This is a genomic window from Mycobacterium sp. Root135 (assembly GCF_001426545.1).
Taxonomy (GTDB): Bacteria; Actinomycetota; Actinomycetes; order Mycobacteriales; family Mycobacteriaceae; genus Mycobacterium.
The window spans coordinates 354,869-370,495 of sequence record NZ_LMEZ01000007.1; the positions used below are offsets into that span (position 1 = coordinate 354,869).

At 67.0% G+C, this 15,627-nt stretch carries 16 protein-coding genes; 7 read left to right on the plus strand and 9 right to left on the minus strand.

The genetic code is table 11. From position 1 onward, the window contains the following. Positions 1–107 precede the first annotated feature (107 nt). Genes ASD37_RS21930 through ASD37_RS21950 form a run of 5 tightly spaced genes read left to right on the plus strand, consistent with a single transcriptional unit; the run spans position 108 to position 6,679 of the window. Positions 108–1,061 carry an acetaldehyde dehydrogenase (acetylating) gene (locus ASD37_RS21930; RefSeq protein ID WP_056556414.1) on the plus strand — a complete coding sequence of 318 codons (954 nt, stop codon included), beginning with the start codon at positions 108–110 and terminating at the stop codon, positions 1,059–1,061. Then, positions 1,058–2,083, plus strand: a complete 1,026-nt coding sequence (gene dmpG, locus ASD37_RS21935; RefSeq protein WP_056556418.1) for a 4-hydroxy-2-oxovalerate aldolase — start codon at positions 1,058–1,060, stop codon at positions 2,081–2,083. Before ASD37_RS21930 ends, dmpG begins: the two co-directional genes overlap by 4 nt. Further along, positions 2,080–3,633, plus strand: a complete 1,554-nt coding sequence (locus tag ASD37_RS21940; protein WP_056556421.1) for an AMP-binding protein — start codon at positions 2,080–2,082, stop codon at positions 3,631–3,633. Before dmpG ends, ASD37_RS21940 begins: the two co-directional genes overlap by 4 nt. Next, complete coding sequence (locus ASD37_RS21945) at positions 3,630–5,906, plus strand: CoA transferase (RefSeq protein WP_056556423.1); 2,277 nt, start codon at positions 3,630–3,632, stop codon at positions 5,904–5,906. The genes ASD37_RS21940 and ASD37_RS21945 overlap by 4 nt, the downstream gene beginning before the upstream one ends. Further along, on the plus strand, positions 5,903–6,679 hold the full coding sequence (locus ASD37_RS21950) for an enoyl-CoA hydratase/isomerase family protein (RefSeq protein WP_056556426.1): 777 nt from the start codon (positions 5,903–5,905) through the stop codon (positions 6,677–6,679). The genes ASD37_RS21945 and ASD37_RS21950 overlap by 4 nt, the downstream gene beginning before the upstream one ends. A gap of 21 nt (positions 6,680–6,700) precedes the next feature. On the opposite strand, the gene ASD37_RS32760 is transcribed toward ASD37_RS21950, so the two are convergent. From ASD37_RS32760 to ASD37_RS21985, 9 genes are read right to left on the minus strand one after another with little or no spacing between them, the layout of a single operon-like run. After that, positions 6,701–6,949: an IclR family transcriptional regulator C-terminal domain-containing protein gene (locus ASD37_RS32760; protein ID WP_156721022.1), complete on the minus strand. Its 249-nt coding sequence runs from the start codon at positions 6,947–6,949 to the stop codon at positions 6,701–6,703. Continuing rightward, positions 6,946–7,461, minus strand: coding sequence for an IclR family transcriptional regulator (locus ASD37_RS32765; RefSeq protein ID WP_162253302.1), 516 nt, complete (start codon positions 7,459–7,461; stop codon positions 6,946–6,948). The genes ASD37_RS32760 and ASD37_RS32765 overlap by 4 nt, the downstream gene beginning before the upstream one ends. Beyond that, positions 7,454–8,770, minus strand: coding sequence for a M20 family metallopeptidase (locus ASD37_RS21960; protein WP_056556429.1), 1,317 nt, complete (start codon positions 8,768–8,770; stop codon positions 7,454–7,456). The genes ASD37_RS32765 and ASD37_RS21960 overlap by 8 nt, the downstream gene beginning before the upstream one ends. A 6-nt stretch (positions 8,771–8,776) precedes the next feature. Continuing rightward, a complete protein-coding gene (locus ASD37_RS21965) occupies positions 8,777–9,763 on the minus strand; it encodes a zinc-binding dehydrogenase (protein ID WP_235568501.1) in 987 nt (328 codons plus the stop codon). Continuing rightward, positions 9,760–10,635, minus strand: a complete 876-nt coding sequence (locus tag ASD37_RS21970) for an alpha/beta fold hydrolase (protein ID WP_235568502.1) — start codon at positions 10,633–10,635, stop codon at positions 9,760–9,762. The genes ASD37_RS21965 and ASD37_RS21970 overlap by 4 nt, the downstream gene beginning before the upstream one ends. A gap of 35 nt (positions 10,636–10,670) precedes the next feature. Continuing rightward, positions 10,671–10,814, minus strand: a complete 144-nt coding sequence (locus ASD37_RS31625; RefSeq protein WP_156721024.1) for a hypothetical protein — start codon at positions 10,812–10,814, stop codon at positions 10,671–10,673. A gap of 22 nt (positions 10,815–10,836) precedes the next feature. Next, entirely contained in the window at positions 10,837–11,730 is an 894-nt protein-coding gene (locus ASD37_RS21975) for an alpha/beta fold hydrolase (protein ID WP_056556432.1), read from the minus strand. 15 nt (positions 11,731–11,745) lie between these two features. Beyond that, complete coding sequence (locus tag ASD37_RS21980) at positions 11,746–12,681, minus strand: catechol 1,2-dioxygenase (RefSeq protein ID WP_056556435.1); 936 nt, start codon at positions 12,679–12,681, stop codon at positions 11,746–11,748. 40 nt (positions 12,682–12,721) lie between these two features. After that, positions 12,722–13,990, minus strand: a complete 1,269-nt coding sequence (locus tag ASD37_RS21985; RefSeq protein ID WP_056556438.1) for a Rieske 2Fe-2S domain-containing protein — start codon at positions 13,988–13,990, stop codon at positions 12,722–12,724. 263 nt (positions 13,991–14,253) lie between these two features. Between ASD37_RS21985 and ASD37_RS21990 the strand changes: the two genes are divergently transcribed. Both ASD37_RS21990 and ASD37_RS21995 read left to right on the plus strand, forming a co-directional pair. Beyond that, entirely contained in the window at positions 14,254–15,249 is a 996-nt protein-coding gene (locus tag ASD37_RS21990) for an NAD(P)/FAD-dependent oxidoreductase (protein ID WP_056556441.1), read from the plus strand. Positions 15,250–15,276: 27 nt separating this feature from the next. Further along, the gene (locus tag ASD37_RS21995) at positions 15,277–15,618 is read left to right on the plus strand and encodes a ferredoxin family protein (RefSeq protein WP_056556442.1); all 342 of its coding nucleotides are present in this window, start codon (positions 15,277–15,279) and stop codon (positions 15,616–15,618) included. Positions 15,619–15,627 lie beyond the last annotated feature (9 nt).

The window sequence follows — 15,627 nt, forward strand, 5'->3', positions numbered from 1 at the left end:
CCGGTATCGCTCAACGGAACCGAATCCTGCGCCTTGCATGCGGCACCTGTGAGGGTGTGAGTCTGTCACCGACAGCACCAGCACCGAGGTCTGCAAGTGAGGTAACCATGCGAAACGCGCCAAGAGTCGCCATCATCGGCTCAGGAAACATCGGCACCGACCTGATGATCAAGGTCATGCGATCCCCCAGCCTCGAGATGGGGGCCATGGTCGGCATCGATCCCGACTCCGACGGCCTTGCCCGCGCGCGCTCCCGTGGCGTCCCCGTCACCCACGAAGGTGTCGAGGGGCTGATCGCCCTCGAGGGCTTCAACGAGATCGAGGTGGTCTTCGACGCCACCTCCGCCAAGGCTCACCTGGCCAACGCCGCCCGTCTCAAGCCGTTCGGCAAGACCCTGATCGACCTGACACCGGCGGCCATCGGCCCCTACGTCATACCCGCGGTCAACCTCGACCTCCACCTCGACGCACGCAACGTCAACATGGTCACCTGCGGCGGTCAGGCCACCATCCCGGTCGTCGCGGCGATCCGCCGCGTCGTCCCAGTCGAATACGCCGAGATCGTCGCCTCCATCGCCTCACGCTCCGCCGGCCCCGGTACCCGCGCGAACATCGACGAGTTCACCGAAACCACCTCGGCTGCCATCGAGGCCGTCGGCGGAGCCGTCCGCGGCAAGGCCATCATCGTCCTCAACCCCGCCGAACCGCCGTTGATGATGCGCGACACCGTCTTTGCGCTCGTCACCTCCGACGGCGGCGACGACCTCGCCGAGCGGATCCGGGAATCCGTCCGGGCGATGGTGGCCGACGTTGCGGCCTACGTTCCCGGCTATCGACTCAAACAAGAAGTACAGGTCACCGAAATACCCGTCGACCAGCCCGTCGAGACGCTGCTCGCGGACCCCTCGAGTCCGCGCCCCACCCACCAGGTTTCGGTATTCCTCGAAGTCGAGGGCGCCGCCGACTACCTCCCGGCCTTCGCAGGAAACCTCGACATCATGACCTCGGCCGGCATCCAGGTCGCCGAGCGACTCGCAGCACGAAAGTTGGCCCTCCGATGAGCACCCCGATCTACGTCCAGGACGTCACACTGCGCGACGGCATGCACGCCGTTCGCCATCGGCTGTCCCCGATCGACGTCAAGCGAATCGTCGTCGCCCTCGACGAGGCGGGCGTCGATGCGATCGAGGTCGCACATGGCGACGGCCTGGCGGGCTCCTCGGTCAACTACGGACCTGGTTCGCACACCGACTGGGAATGGCTCGAAGCCGCCGCCTCGGTCATCAAGCGTGCCACCCTGACCACCCTGCTGCTGCCGGGCGTCGGAACCATCCACGACCTCAAACATGCCTACTCCCTTGGGGTTCGATCAGTCCGCGTCGCCACCCACTGCACCGAGGCCGACATCTCCGCTCAGCACATCGCGGCCGCGCGGGAGATCGGAATGGACGTAGCCGGCTTCCTCATGCTGTCTCACATGGCCGAGCCGGCCGAGCTCGCGCGCCAGGCCAAGCTCATGGAGTCATACGGCGCTCACTGCGTCTACGTCACCGACTCCGGTGGCCGCCTGACCATGGGCGACGTCGCCGCCCGGGTTTGCGCCTACCGCGACGTGCTCGACGCCGACACCCAGATCGGTATTCACGCCCACGAGAACCTCTCCCTGTCGGTGGCCAATTCCCTTGTTGCCGTGGAGAACGGCGCCTTCCGCGTCGACGCGTCCCTGGCCGGCCACGGTGCCGGAGCAGGCAACTGCCCCATCGAGGCCTTCATCGCTGCCGCCAACCTGACCAACCTGCAGCACGGCAGTGATCTGTTCCGGCTGCAAGATGCCGCCGACGACATCGTCAGACCACTTCAGGACCGGCCGGTCCGTGTCGACCGCGAAACGCTGACGCTCGGCTACGCCGGCGTGTACTCGAGCTTTCTGCGCCATGCCGAGGCCGCGTCGCACGCCCATGGCGTCGACGTGCGCGACCTCTTGATGGAGTGCGGTCGTCGGCACCTCGTCGGAGGGCAAGAGGACATGATCATCGACATCGCCCTCACCCTCGTCGCCGAGAAGCAGTCACAATCGGCGTGACGACTCCGTCCTCCTGGGCCGAGGCGGTCGAGCAGCGCGCCAACACCGACGCTGACGGCGAAATCATCCGCCGCGTAGGAGAATTAGGGATCAGCGCAGGGGCGCTACTCGAACGCGCCGTCGACGTGGCCAGCGCGCTCAAGTCCCTCGTCGCACCCGGCGAGGTCGTCGCGACCGCAATCCCCTCCGGCCCCACCGCGGCCGCGACCACGACGGCCCTGTCATGGCTGGGGGCCGTCGAACTACCGCTGCCGACGGGCTTGGACCGCGACGTCGCCGGCCGACTCGCCGCGGCCGCCGACTGTGTGCTCTGCGTCGCGACGCCGACCCGGCTCAACACCGAACCCCATCTTGCTCGCCTGGGCGGGCATCCGTCGAGGCCCGCCGTCACCGTGGACGGCTCGTGGCAAGGCCTGCCCACCGTCGACGAGTTGGCGGGCCCGCGGCCGTTGCGTCACCGTTCGTCGGCAGGCGACGCCGCTGCCATCATGGTCACCTCGGGAACGGGTGGCCGTCCCAAGGGTGCGCTTCTGTCCAACGGCGTGGGACTCGGCCAGGCCGCCCGTGTGCTGCGCGCCATGGAGTACGACGCCTACGACGTCCTGCTGAACGTGTTTCCGTGGCAACACGTCAACGCCCGTCACGCGGCGTTCCTCCCGGCCGTGATGTCCGGGGCCCGACTGGTGGTCGACGATTTCTCGGCGCGCCGATTCTGGCAGACCGCCTCTCAAGAACAAGTCACGGCCTTCAACTTCATGGGAGCCGTGTGCGCGATCCTGTTACGCCAACCACCTGCGGACCGCGACCGCGACCACCGAGTTCGGCGTGCGTACGGCGGTCCCGCGCCAGCGTGGATGTGGACCGCGATGTCGCAGCGTTTCGGCGTCGAATTGCGCCAGGCGTACGCCTGCACCGAACTCGGCGACGTCGCCACCACCGGAGCCCAGGTCCTCCCCGGTGCAGCGGGACAGGTGGTCCCCGAGTACGCGGCCCGGATCATCGGCGAGGACGGCCTACCTGTGGCCGATGGAGCGACCGGTTCACTGGAAGTCCGCCCGCTGCAACCCAATCTGACGTTCAGCCACTACGTCGGCGAACCGGAGACCACCCGCGCGGCTTGGCACGGCGACTGGTTCGTCACCGGCGACCGAGCTCGACTCTCCGAGGGATGGCTGTACTACGACGGCCGCATGACCGACACCATTCGGCGCCGCGGCCTCACGGTCGACGCCGAACACGTGGAGTGGGTCGCTTCGGCCCACCCCGACGTCGGGGACGTCGCGGCGATCGGCGTGCCGTCAGAGCTGACCGAGGACGAAGTACTGCTCGTCGTGGTCCCGCACGAGGGAAGCGACCTCTCGCCGGAAGCCCTGCGAAATCACTGTGCCGACAAGCTGTCTCGCCACGCCGTTCCGCGTTACATCAGTGTCGAGTCGACGGTGCCCCGGACGGCCAGCATGAAGATCGACCGGCGCTCCCTGCGCGATCGTGGCCTCCCTCCCGGAGCCTGGGACGCCGAGACCTGCCACGCCACCGAGGAGATCGCATGACAGACCGACGACTACACGTCCTCGACCTCACCGACCGGCTCGGCCATCAAGCCGCCCGGATCTTCGTCGGCCTCGACGCGGACGTCGTGCGCGTCACGGCACCGGACGAGTCCACCCGCGACGCCGACCGACTGCACTGGCATGCCGGAAAACGGCTTCTCACGCTGACCGACGATGATTCGTACGACGCGGCTTTGGCGGATCTCGCCGCCCGGGCCGACGTCGTCCTCGAGTCCGGGCCGGTGTCGCGCCTTCGTACCTTGGCCTCCCGCCAAGCGCACCCACGGGCCTGGGCCTCGACGATCCACACCGTGATCACCCCGTTCGGCTTGTCAGGGCCCCATCGCGAATGGACCGCCGACGACACCGTCCTCACCGCAGCCGGCGGCATGGCGTGGCTGTGCGGCGATCCGGGACGTGCGCCCGAACCGCCGCCACGCGAACAGGGCCTCCAGCTCGCGGGCACGCACGGCGCAATTGGCGCAATGCTCGCACTGATCGCGCGCCAGCGCACGGGGACCGGCCAACTCGTCGAGGTGTCGGCGCAAGAGGCCGTGGCCGCCACTCTCGAGGTCGGTGCCATCGCCTGGATACACGGCAAACAGATTCCGGAGCGGAATTCCGGGGTCTACGGCCATGTCGCACACCAGGTCTTCCGAGCAGCCGACGGGTTCCTCGCCGGCGGGTACTCCGGCAGCCCCCGCATGTGGGACGACCTCCTGGCCTGGATGGTCGCCGAGGACGAGGCCGAAGATCTCGCCGACGCACGGTGGCAGGACCCCGAAATCCGATGGGGCGAAAGGGCACACGTCGACGCCGTGGTGGCGCGATTCGCGGCTCGCCGGTCTTCGCAGGCCTTCGCCGAAGAAGCCCGCCGGAGGGCCCTGCCCTGGGCGAGGGTCGACACCCCACGGGCCCTGTTGGAGAACCCGCAGCTACTCGACCGGCGATTCTTCGTCGACGTGGGTCACGAGGGCGACCTGCGCGACGTCGGATTCGGCTGGGAATCACCGGCTTTGCGCAGACCACTTCGGCTCGAGGAGCCACGCCCGGTGTCCGCGGCGGGGGTCTGGCCCAGGAACACCCACTCACGCACAGTGCCTCAACGAGCGATCGCGTCGGCATCCCCGCGCGGGCGGGGCGGCGCCCTCGACGGGATCCGGGTCCTCGACCTCACCTGGGTGCTCGCCGGCCCCTACGTCACGAAGACGTTGGCCGAACACGGCGCCGACATCGTCAAGGTCGAGTCGCAGCACCGAAAGGACCCCACCCGCTTCTCGCCCGGCATGCGACTGCGCCCCGGGGCTGGCGTCGACGAAAGCGGCTACTTCCTCAACTTCAACCGCAACAAGCGGAGCGTGGCGCTCAATCTGCGCACCGAAGCCGGCAAGGACATTCTGCGCCGGTTGGTGCCCACCGTCGACGTCGTGGTCGAGAACTTCAGCCCCGGCGTACTCGCCAAGTGGGGCCTCGACTTCCCGAATCTGCGTGAGCTCAATCCGGACGTCATCCTGGTGTCCATGGCAGGCGTCGGCCAGTCGGGGCCGTGGCGCGACGCCGTTACCTTTGCCGACACCCTCGCCGCCATGTCGGGACTGACCGCGGCGACCGCCCGCGACGACCGCGACCCGCAGGGGCTCACCTTCGGACTCGGTGACATGGTCGCCGCCAATGCCGCCGTGATCGGTGCGCTGGAGCTGCTGTACCGCGGTGAAGGCGGTCACGTCGACCTGTCCCAATTGGAGGCGATGGCATCACATCTGGGCACCGCGCTTCTCGAGGCCCAGCTTTCCGACGAGCCGTCGAGCGCCACCGGCGCGCGTGTCGTCCGCACCCGCGGCGACGACCGATGGCTGGCCATCGGGGACACGACGACCGAGGCCCTCCGCGCGGCCGTCGACGTCCTGGGTGTCGCCGGCGTGCATCCCGACCCACTCGAGGCGATCGCACACCTCGCGGCGCAGTCCGACGCCGACGCACTGGCCGGGCTCCTGCAAGACGCCGGAGTTCCCGCGCATGCCGTCCGGGACGGTCGAGACTTGGTCGAGATCGACCCCCAGCTGCGCGCCCGCGGCTTCTACGTCGACCTCGACCATCCACTCGTCGGGCCGGTCGCCCACGAAGGCCTAGTGGCCCACCTCACGGACACGCCGGGCGGCCTCTGGAACCCCGCTCCGCTCCTGGGGCAGCACACCGACGAACTCCTCACCGAACTCCTCGGTCTCACGCCCGCCGAACTCGCCGACCTGCACGACGAAGGAGTCCTGTCATGAGCACCGAACCGATCGGCTTCCGCTTCGAACGTGACGCGGCCGTCACGACCGTCGTCCTCGACCATGGTCGCGTCAACATCGTCGACCCCGAGCTCATCGAGTCCCTGATCGAACATCTGCCGACGGTCCTCGACGATCCGTCGGTGCGCTGCATCGTGATTCGCGGCAAAGATCGAATCTTCGTCGGCGGGGCGAATCTCAAGGTGATGCGCAACCTCGATCCCGACACCTATCGTGCAATGCGCCGGTGGGTCGTCGTGCAACGTCTCCTCGAGCTGGCGCCCAAACCCGTCATCGCCGCACTGAACGGACATGCGCTGGGTGGAGGCGCCGAACTTGCCCTGGCCTGCGATCTACGAATCCTGCACGCCGAGGCCACCTTTGGCTTCCCGGAAACCGGCCTTGGCATCTTCCCCGGCGCAGGTGGGTCCCAGCGCCTGCCCAGGCTGATCGGACCGCACCGCGCGAAGCGGCTCATCGTCGACGCGACGCGATTCACCGCCGACGAGGCGTTGCGCGAAGGACTCGTCGACGTCGTCGCCGGCGACGACTTCGACGAGGTGGTGACCCGTGAAGCCCGCCGTCTTGCCGACGGTCCCACCGCCACCATCGGATTGGTCAAGTCTGCGATCGATCGAGGATGGGGCCTGCCGATCGACGACGCGATGGCCGTCGAAGAAGTGCACGTCCTGGCCAACATCGGTCTTCGGGACGCCTCCGAAGGAATCCAGGCCTTCCTCGACAAGCGGGCCCCTCGATTCGAGGGCCGCTGACCGGCGTCTAGTTGACTGCGCCTAGTTGACCGTGCCGGCGGCAGATACCTTGTGGCTGACCGATTTGAGCAGCTCTGCGTGCTCGGCCGGATTCGACCCCGCCGCGGCCGTCGTCAGCGACACGGCGGCCAGCAACAGTCCGCTCGCTCCGAAGATTGGGACGGCAACCGAGCAGTAGCCCGCGGTCGTCTCCTCCCGCTCGGTGGCGTAACCGTCACTCCGAGCTTTGCGTAGTTGGGTGACCAACATTCCCGGCATGACGACCGTCATCGGAGTGACACGCTCGAGTGGTCCACGACGAAGAGACTCTGCACCAGAGTCGCCGGGCTGAAGGCCAACAACACCTTCCCCGTCGCCGTCGAGTGCAGCGGCAGCCGACCGGCGATCCGTGACGGCCGCGCCGCCCGCGGACCGCCTGCCACCTTCTCCAGATAGAGAACGTCGAGGCCGTCGAGGACGGCCAGGTGGACCGTCTCCCTCGTTCGGTGATGCAGGCTTTCCATGTACGGCCGGACGGCGTCACGCAGGACACGGAACCGCGGGACGCGGCTGCCGAGTTCGAACGCGCGCATGCCGAGCCGGTACTCCAGCCCCGAACGCTCGAGCATCCCCCAGTCGAGCAACTCCTGATTCAGCCGATGGACCGATGCCTTCGAAATTCCGGTGCGCCTCGACAATTCGGTCAAGGTAAGACTGCCGTCGTCCAATTGGAACGCCTCGAGGATCAACCGGGCCTTGCCAAGCACGCTGTTCGAACCCGCGGCCTGGTCGACGTCATCCACGTCGTCCACGGTGCTCGGCCGGCAGAAGGAACACCGTACGAATCAGGATCTCGGCCAATCGCCTCATCTCGCGCAGGTCGACGAGGTTCATCCCCCTGGTGAAGTCGATCTCGGAACCGTCCGGCAGCGCCGTCACCTTGGGCATGCCGACCCGTGCGGTGGGCACCCCGCGCATCCGCAGGATGTTGGCGTCGGTGGCGCCGCTGTTGTCTAGGACCGGCACGTGCGGCCCCCCGGAGACCGACTCAAAGGCGTTGACGGCGGCGCGAACAACCGGTGACTCCGGCGGCGTGTGGCTGGCGGGCACGGCCGCGCTCTGGTGCGCGGTGACCCTGACGCCCAGTTCGTCGCTCACACCGGCCAGCATGTGGCGCACCTCGCGGAGCACCGATGCCGGCGTCTGCTGGGTCGTGATCCGCAGGTCCAGACGCAGCCGCACCGTCGCCGGTGTGGCGGCACCGAGCCGCTCGATTCCTCCGTTGATCGAGGACACGATGCCCTGCGGGGTCATGGTCGCGTATCGGTGACGCCGCGGATAGTCGTCGAGCCACTTCTCCAACGCCACGGCGACGCGGCCGGCCGACGCCACGGCATTGCTGTAGGGCAAACGGTGCCGACTTCCGGCGTAAGTGTGCAGACCGTGGACGGTGACGTCGATCCAGACAAGGCCGACCTCCTCGTGGAGAACCGTCCACCCCGGCTTGGCGATGACAGCGTAATCGGTGGTGTAGCCGCGTTCCAGCAGAAAGGCCGCCCCCACACCATGACCCGTGTTCGCCCGGCCGGGGTTACCTACCCCCTCGACGGCGAAGCTCGGCATCCCGCCGGCGCCGAATCCGCCGACGACGTCGCCCGGCGGCGTCACGCCCGAGGCATGGAACGCCTGCAGGACCGCCATCACGACGGCGGCATGCCCCTTCGGGTTACCCGCGCCAAGTCCCTCGACGATGTCGCCGTGGACCACCGCTCGAGCGGCCAGGTCCGGTCGCCAGAGTGGCGCCGCGCCCGGGATGTCGAGAACGGGGTCCCCGGTGGTGAACGTGTCGACGGGTGCGTAGAGCAGAAGGGACGGGCCGTCGGCACCCGATATCGTCGCCACGGCGTTGGCCTGGCACGCGTCGATGCCCTGCACCTCGGCGTCGAGTCCCGAGGTGACCAGTTCGGAGGCAACCCATTCGGCGAGTGGACGTTCCGCGCCGGTGGGGCTGGCGATGTCGACCATCCCACGAGCTGCGGCCAGCAGGCGCTCACCCGTCACCTGTTCGAGAACGACCGCAACCGCGGCTTCCAGGTCCCGGTGCTCGGTCATGTCGCCTTACTCGGGAAGGACAACGGCGCGCCCGCGGACCTTGCCCTCATGCAGCAGGTCGAGAGCACGCGCCGTCTCCGAGAGCGGAAACGTCTCGTAGTCCAACACGAGGTCACCGGCGGCGAGCAACGCGGCGAGTTCGGGCACCAGCGCGCGCGAGTCCTTCTCGCGTCGAATCATGTTGACGGGTATCAACGCAACATCGTCGAGAAGCCAATTGGACAGCCCGATCGACACGTCGTTGCCCGTGACGTAACCGATCGAGACGGCACGCCCACCGGGTCGCACCCACCGCGATCTGGTCATCAGATCCGCCCCGCCGAGGGTGTCGACGAGCAGGCTGGCTGGACGCGTCTCCGCGAGTTCGGCCAACTTTCCGACGTCGCCGGCGACCACCACCGTCGCGCCGTCGACGACACGTGCCGCCTGGTCCTGATCGGCGACGAGCGCCGTGACCGTGGCACCAAGACGCACCGCGAGCTGAGCCACCATCGAGCCAACGGCGCCCGCGGCACCCGCGACCACCACGTGCTCCGCTGCCGCCGAGGACACGTCGGGCAGCCACGCACCCAGCCGTCCGACGTCGACCAGCGCGGTGTGCGCCGTGGTGGTGGGCACCCAGAACAACGCTCCCAACTCGGCCGACAACCCTGCCGGCAATTCGGTGAGCACCTTGTCCTTGACCGTCACGAACTCCGCCCAGGTGCCGTCACGCACCAGCCCGAGGCCCCCGCCGCGAATGACGACCCGAGTGCCAGGGCTCATGGTCGCCGACTCGACGATCACACCGCACCCTTCGACTCCGCCGGTGTACGGCAGCGTCGGCTTGATGCCGAAGTCTCCGCCTGCCACCGTCACGTCCAAGTGTGAAACTGCTGCCGCCTCCACCCGCACCAGGGACTCGCCCAAAGACGCTGTCGGAACGGCGATGTCCTCCACGACCGGGGCGAGGCCCCAACCGTGGATGCGGGCGGCGCGCATCGTGGTCGTCACTTCGCCGGGTGCTTCTCGAGGAAGGCCAGGCTGATCTCGTTGTACTCGTCGGCACGCTCGTGCTGCGGCCAGTGTCCACAGTCGTCGAACAGCACCAGTTCGGACCCCGCGATGTTCTGATGCATGGCGGTGGCTTCCGGGACGTCGCCGAAGGGGTTGTTGCGGCCCCACACCACCAGGGTGGGAACCGTGATCTGCGCCAAGTCCTCGGGCTTGAGGATGTTGCGCAGCCGTGTCTCGAGGTTCTGCAGCGACAACAGATTGCCGATGTTGGAGACGAAGTCGGGCTGATGGTAGATCGCGTGGCGGACGGCGACCAGTTCCTCGGTCGCGTTGGCCGGATCGTGCATCAACAGCTGCATCCGACGACGGGTCAACTCCACGTCGTCGGTCTCGACGGCCTTGCGGGTGCTGGTGCTGATGCGTTCCATCACTTCGGGATTCGCCACGGTGCCGCCCGCAGCGAGCAGCTGCAGGGATGCCACCCGCTCCGGGTTGTCGATCGCGGTCCGGCCACCCACCCAACCGCCGAGCGACTCACCGCCGATGTGCGCCTTGTCTATGCCCACGGCGTCGAAGTAGGCGAGCAGATGGTCGCGGTAGCGCGGAATCTCATACGGGAAATCGGGTTTCCCGGTGTAACCGTGCCCCAGCATGTCGATGGCGTGAACGGTGTAACGCTCGGCGTGCGGCTTGATGTTTCGGATGAAGGCCTCGAGATGGCCGCTGGTCCCGTGCAGGAAGACGATCGTCTCGTCGCCGTGGCCGGCCCGTAGCGATCGGGTCGGGACGCCACCGGCGTCGACGGTGGACAGGCTGAAGTCCAAGCCGGCCAGCTCAGTCCAGATGGTGCGGGTCATGTCGTTGGTCATGGGTGAATCTCCTCGGTAGGCGTCGACGTGTGTCGTTACTGATTGATGCGGTGCACCTGCGTGTTGACGTAGGCCAACGGGTTCGGGATGACGCGCTGGTGCGTGGCGAGGCGGTGGCTCACATAACGCAACACGCCGATGACGGCGCTAAGGGACATCAGGATGTAGAAGATCTTCATGGCAATTCCTGTTTCTGGGTGATCAGCGATGGTCGACGGTGCGCAGGAATCCGTCGACCACGGCGTGGTAGGCGCCTGGGCGTTCTTCCTGCAGGTGATGCGACACGTGGTCCATCACGTGCAGATTGCCCCGCTTGACCATTCGGGCCAGCATCATCGGGTAGTCCGGGGTGAGGAACGCGTCCTCGCGCCCCCAGATGAACAAGGTCGGCGCCTCAACCAGCCCCAACTGTTCGGTGAGGTCCTGCCACTCGCCGCGCGGTGAGTCCGACATCGCCGCGAGCGCACGCTCCTCGGTGTCGAGGCTTTGTTGGTACCGCATGTCGAGCGTTTCCTCGGGCAGACGGTCCGCGTCGAACCACTCGAGGCGGGTGATGAGGGTGCGCATCTTCTCGCGCGTTGGACCCTCTCCCCCGTAGTAGACGTCACGCGCGGTGCGTCCCCGATGCCCTCGTTCCGGCAACGGCGCCAACGGACCGTAGAAGACCGGCATGCTGCCCGTGACGACCAGCGATCGCACCCGATCCGGGTAGCGCGCAGCCAGATTGAGCGCGATGGTGCCGCCCCACGAGTTGCAGATGAAGTCAGCCTGCTCAACTCCGAGTTCGTCCATCAGCGCCACCATCTTGGCAGCGTGGAAGTCCCACATGGGACCCGAGATCAGACACTTCTCGGACTGCCCGTACTGCAGGATGTCGACGAGCAGACACCGCCGTTCGACGGCGAAAAGTGGTGCCACCGGACCGAAGTCACTCCACGCGGTGCAACCTGGCCCACCGCCGTGCAAGAAGATGGTGTCGGGGCCGGTTCCGACGTCGTAGTAGTGGTAGGTGGCGCCGTCAGCGGTGGCGAATCGGCTCTCAGGCGGGGTGCCCGCGGCCGGCGACCGCAAGGGCTCGACGATGTCGATGGTCATCGTGTGTTTCCTTCCTCAGACCGTCGTCGGCTCGATCACGGCGACACCCATGCCCGTGAGCCACTCCGGCATCGGTGAATAGGCGAGGGTCTTACCAGGGACGAACCCGAGAGCCGACGCCATGAGCAACCACGTGCGCAGCTCCTGGCCGCCGTTGCCGGCACGCTCGGTGATCTGCTCGGAGGTCAGCTGCGCATACTGTTGCAGCGCACCCTTTTCCAGGTCTGCAATGAACTTCTCGTCGAAGTCCGTGAAGATGGTCGGCTGGGCGGCGACGATGATTTCGCGGCGACGCTTGTCGTAGCGCTCCCACTCACCGCGACCGTTGAGCCAGGCCTCGACGAGGAATTCCTCGTCGTCGCCTTGGGGTTCGGTCCAGTCGCTGGGCCACGGCAGCTGATGGGACAGCCCGCCCGAGGCCACGACGACGACCCGCTGGTCACCGATCACCTCGGTGGCCCGCGCAATGTTGGCGCCCAACTCCACCACTCGTGGCATCGTCGGCAATGGCGAGGCGAAGACGTTGACCACCAGCGGAACTACGGGTACGTCGATGCCGTCGAGCAGGTATTGAATCGCATGCGACTGACCGTGATCTATCTGCAGCCGAGCCGAAATGGCGACCTCGGTACCGGCGTCGACCAACTGCTGGGCCAGAGCCTGCGCGTATGCCGGGTTGGTCTTCTGCGGCCCCTTGGGCGTTCCACCGTCGCCCGCCGCGACGACCTCGCCGACGCCTATCGTGAACGACGGGATGAGGTCCAGCCAGAAACCCCGGAAGTGGTTGGAGCCCACCAGCACGACGACATCCGGCCGAGCCTGCTCGATGCGGTCCCGAGCGACGGCCAGGCCATCTCGAAAGGCCTGCGCCCGTTCGGTGTTGACCACCTTGTCCCAGTGGGTGTTCATCAGCGTGGAGTGGGATGCCCCTACGCCTAGCACGATCGACATGCTGCGCTCCTCGTGTCGTACACGGTTGTCGGTGGATGAATCAGGAGGGACGGGGCACGTCGATGCCCTGTTCGGCCAGGGCGTCGATGCGGTCCTCCGTGGTGTTCTCGGCGAGCTTGCGCCACTGCAGCAGTGAGTCGTCTGGCCGGTACAGCTTCTCCGGCGGGGCGTCGGTGACCTCGACCATCCACTTGTCCTGTCCCGAGAACTGGCCGTGGAACAGCCACCTCACGGCACCGAGATACTTGACGTAGAAGGGGATGGTCTTCCATCCCTTCTGGAAGTCGGCCATGACGCCGACGTAGAGGTGGTTGTCGGCGTCCACCGGTACGTAGAACTCGTAGTGAATGAAGGTGGGGTACGCGATGCGCAGGACGCCCGGCATGCTGACGGAGGCGAAGCCGGGGAAGTCCTGAGCCGCGATCACCGGGTTCACCTCGCGGTGCGATCCCGTGTTGCCGATGTTGGTCGTGGTCTTGGGCGGCTTCGACTTGTACCAGGCAAGGCCGGTCCACTTGCCGAGGCCGGGAAAATCCGCGTCCCAAAACTGTTCCTGCTGAACGCGATAGATCCAACGGCCGCGCTTGACGATCTTGGTGGTGTTCCACACCGGCATCGCCTTGAAGAGGCGCCACAGCGCGGTGCGGTGCAGATACTTCGCGTGCCCCTCGTCGTAGCCGTTCTCACACGCGAAGCGCCAGTTGCCTTCCCGAGGCATGATCCGGGAGCCGATGACGGCGGCATTGCCGACGAGTTCCTCGGGCAACTGTTCGTCGATCGGATGGGGCTCCTCGCCGTCTCCGACGAAGACCCACACCATGCCGAGCCGCTCCTCGACGTGGTAGGTCGGCTGAGTGACCTTGCCGCAGATGGGTGATTGCGGCCCGTCGGTGATGGCAGCCTTTAGCTCGCCGGACTCCAGGTCGAAGGTCCAGCCGTGGTAGACGCAAGAAATCGTGCCGGGGAACTGCTTGTTGCCATAGCTCAACGGCACACCACGATGCGGGCAGCGATTGGCCATGCCGCGGACCACGCCGCGATCCCGAATGACGAAGATGTCCTCGCCCAACAGCTTGACCCGCACGGGTCGCTCGCCCACCTTTGACGAGAAGACGACGGGATACCAGTAGCCGCGAAAACCAGCCCCCGCCGCCTGATACAACGGCCACGTCGACCAGTCCTGCCGACCGGGCAGATTCCCCTCGCGTTTACGTCGAGCCGGCGTCTTGGCGTCGGCGGCCGCGGCAGGCGCCTTTGCGGCCGGGCGCTGCGTCGTGGGCCCCGCCTGCGGCTCCAGCGTCTCACTCATGTCTGCTTCTCCAAGTGCTCATCCGGTCGTGAATTCGAAGCGATCGGCAACGTGTCGTCACTACCTAGTTGCGCCAGCACACCACCGCGTCATTGCGACCACAATCACCGTGGTCCGCCCAGTGAAATTTCCCCGGTTGGCTCGAAAATGCGGCGCGCATCGCGATTTCGACTAATTCCGCTGAGCGATCCAGATCACGACATCGGCCGCGCCATCGCACCTACAGTCCCAAGGCACCACCGTCGAACAACCAAGGAGACCTCGTGACTGCTCAACCGTCCGTCGTCACGACCGACGTCGTCGTCGTCGGCGCAGGTCCGACCGGCCTCTACGGCGCGTACTACGCGGGATTCCGTGGCTTGTCGACCGTCGTCGTCGACGCGCTGCCGCAAGCCGGCGGCCAGGTCATGGCGCTCTATCCGGAAAAGCAGATTCGCGACGTCGCCGCGTTGCCCTCCATCCGAGGCCGCGACTTCGTCGCCAACCTCGTCGAGCAAGCCGACGCCTTCAACCCGACCTATCTCCTCGGCCGCCAGGCCGTCACCCTGACCCATGACGAGGGGTCGCCGGTGTTGACCCTCGACGACGGCACAGTCGTGCGTGCCGGCGCCGTCGTCGTCACCGCGGGGATCGGCACCCCGACCCCGAGGCCGCTCGAGACCGGCGGCGAATGGCTGGGCACCCGGTTGTCCTACTTCGTCACCGACCCGTCCCGGCACGCCGGCCAAGACGTCGTGATCGTCGGCGGCGGCGACTCCGCACTCGACTGGGCCGACGCGTTGGCCTCCATCGCCCGGTCGGTCACCGTCGTCCACCGTCGGGCCGCATTCCGAGGCCATGCCGCCACCCTGGAGCGGGTCCGCTCCGGAAACGCCGTCATCCACACCGACACCGAAATCCTCGGTCTGATCGGAGATCTCGACGGCGGCACCCTGCAGAAAGTGGCTCTGAAGTCCAAGAACGGCGACGAAACCGTCATCGCGGCGGACCACGTCATCGCCGCGCTCGGATTCATCAGCGAGCTCGGTCCGCTACGCGAGTGGGGCCTCGAGCTCAGTGGACGGTCGATTGCCGTGGACCGCGCCGGGCGGACCAATCTCCCGCGCGTCTACGCAGCCGGTGACGTCACCGATTACCCGGGGAAGGTCAAGCTCATGTCCGTCGGATTCGGCGAGGTCGCCATCGCGATGAATCACGTCGCCGTCGACCTCGATCCCGACCTCGTGCTGTTTCCCGGCCATTCAACCGACGCCGCCTGAGCCCGAACAACTTTCAAGGAGACCATCGTGGCCTATGTCATCGGAGCCAACTGCATCGACGAACTCGACCGGTCGTGCATCGAAGTCTGTCCGGTCGACTGCATCTACATCGGTGAACGCCGGAGCTACATCAACCCCAGCGAGTGCATCGACTGCGGTGCCTGCGAAGTCGAATGCCCGGTAGACGCGGTCTTCGTCGACCGCAAGGCGCGCAAGGACCCGGCGCTTGCCGAATTCGTGGAAGACACCGTCGCCTTCTTCGCCCTACCGCTACCCGGCCGATCCGAAGCCCTGGGTGACCCGGGCGGATTCCAAAAGCTCGGCCCCGTCGGCGTCGACACCGAATTCACCGCCAACTACTCGGCGTGAAGCCCTCAC

Coding starts and splice junctions, on each gene's coding strand:
- ASD37_RS21930 (WP_056556414.1), top strand. CDS start 108: ATGCGAAACGCGCCAAGAGTCGCCATCATCGGCTCAGGAAACATCGGC.
- dmpG (WP_056556418.1), top strand. CDS start 1,058: ATGAGCACCCCGATCTACGTCCAGGACGTCACACTGCGCGACGGCATG.
- ASD37_RS21945 (WP_056556423.1), top strand. CDS start 3,630: ATGACAGACCGACGACTACACGTCCTCGACCTCACCGACCGGCTCGGC.
- ASD37_RS21950 (WP_056556426.1), top strand. CDS start 5,903: ATGAGCACCGAACCGATCGGCTTCCGCTTCGAACGTGACGCGGCCGTC.
- ASD37_RS32760 (WP_156721022.1), bottom strand. CDS start 6,949: ATGACGGTCGTCATGCCGGGAATGTTGGTCACCCAACTACGCAAAGCT.
- ASD37_RS21960 (WP_056556429.1), bottom strand. CDS start 8,770: ATGACCGAGCACCGGGACCTGGAAGCCGCGGTTGCGGTCGTTCTCGAA.
- ASD37_RS21970 (WP_235568502.1), bottom strand. CDS start 10,635: ATGACCAACGACATGACCCGCACCATCTGGACTGAGCTGGCCGGCTTG.
- ASD37_RS31625 (WP_156721024.1), bottom strand. CDS start 10,814: ATGAAGATCTTCTACATCCTGATGTCCCTTAGCGCCGTCATCGGCGTG.
- ASD37_RS21975 (WP_056556432.1), bottom strand. CDS start 11,730: ATGACCATCGACATCGTCGAGCCCTTGCGGTCGCCGGCCGCGGGCACC.
- ASD37_RS21980 (WP_056556435.1), bottom strand. CDS start 12,681: ATGTCGATCGTGCTAGGCGTAGGGGCATCCCACTCCACGCTGATGAAC.
- ASD37_RS21985 (WP_056556438.1), bottom strand. CDS start 13,990: ATGAGTGAGACGCTGGAGCCGCAGGCGGGGCCCACGACGCAGCGCCCG.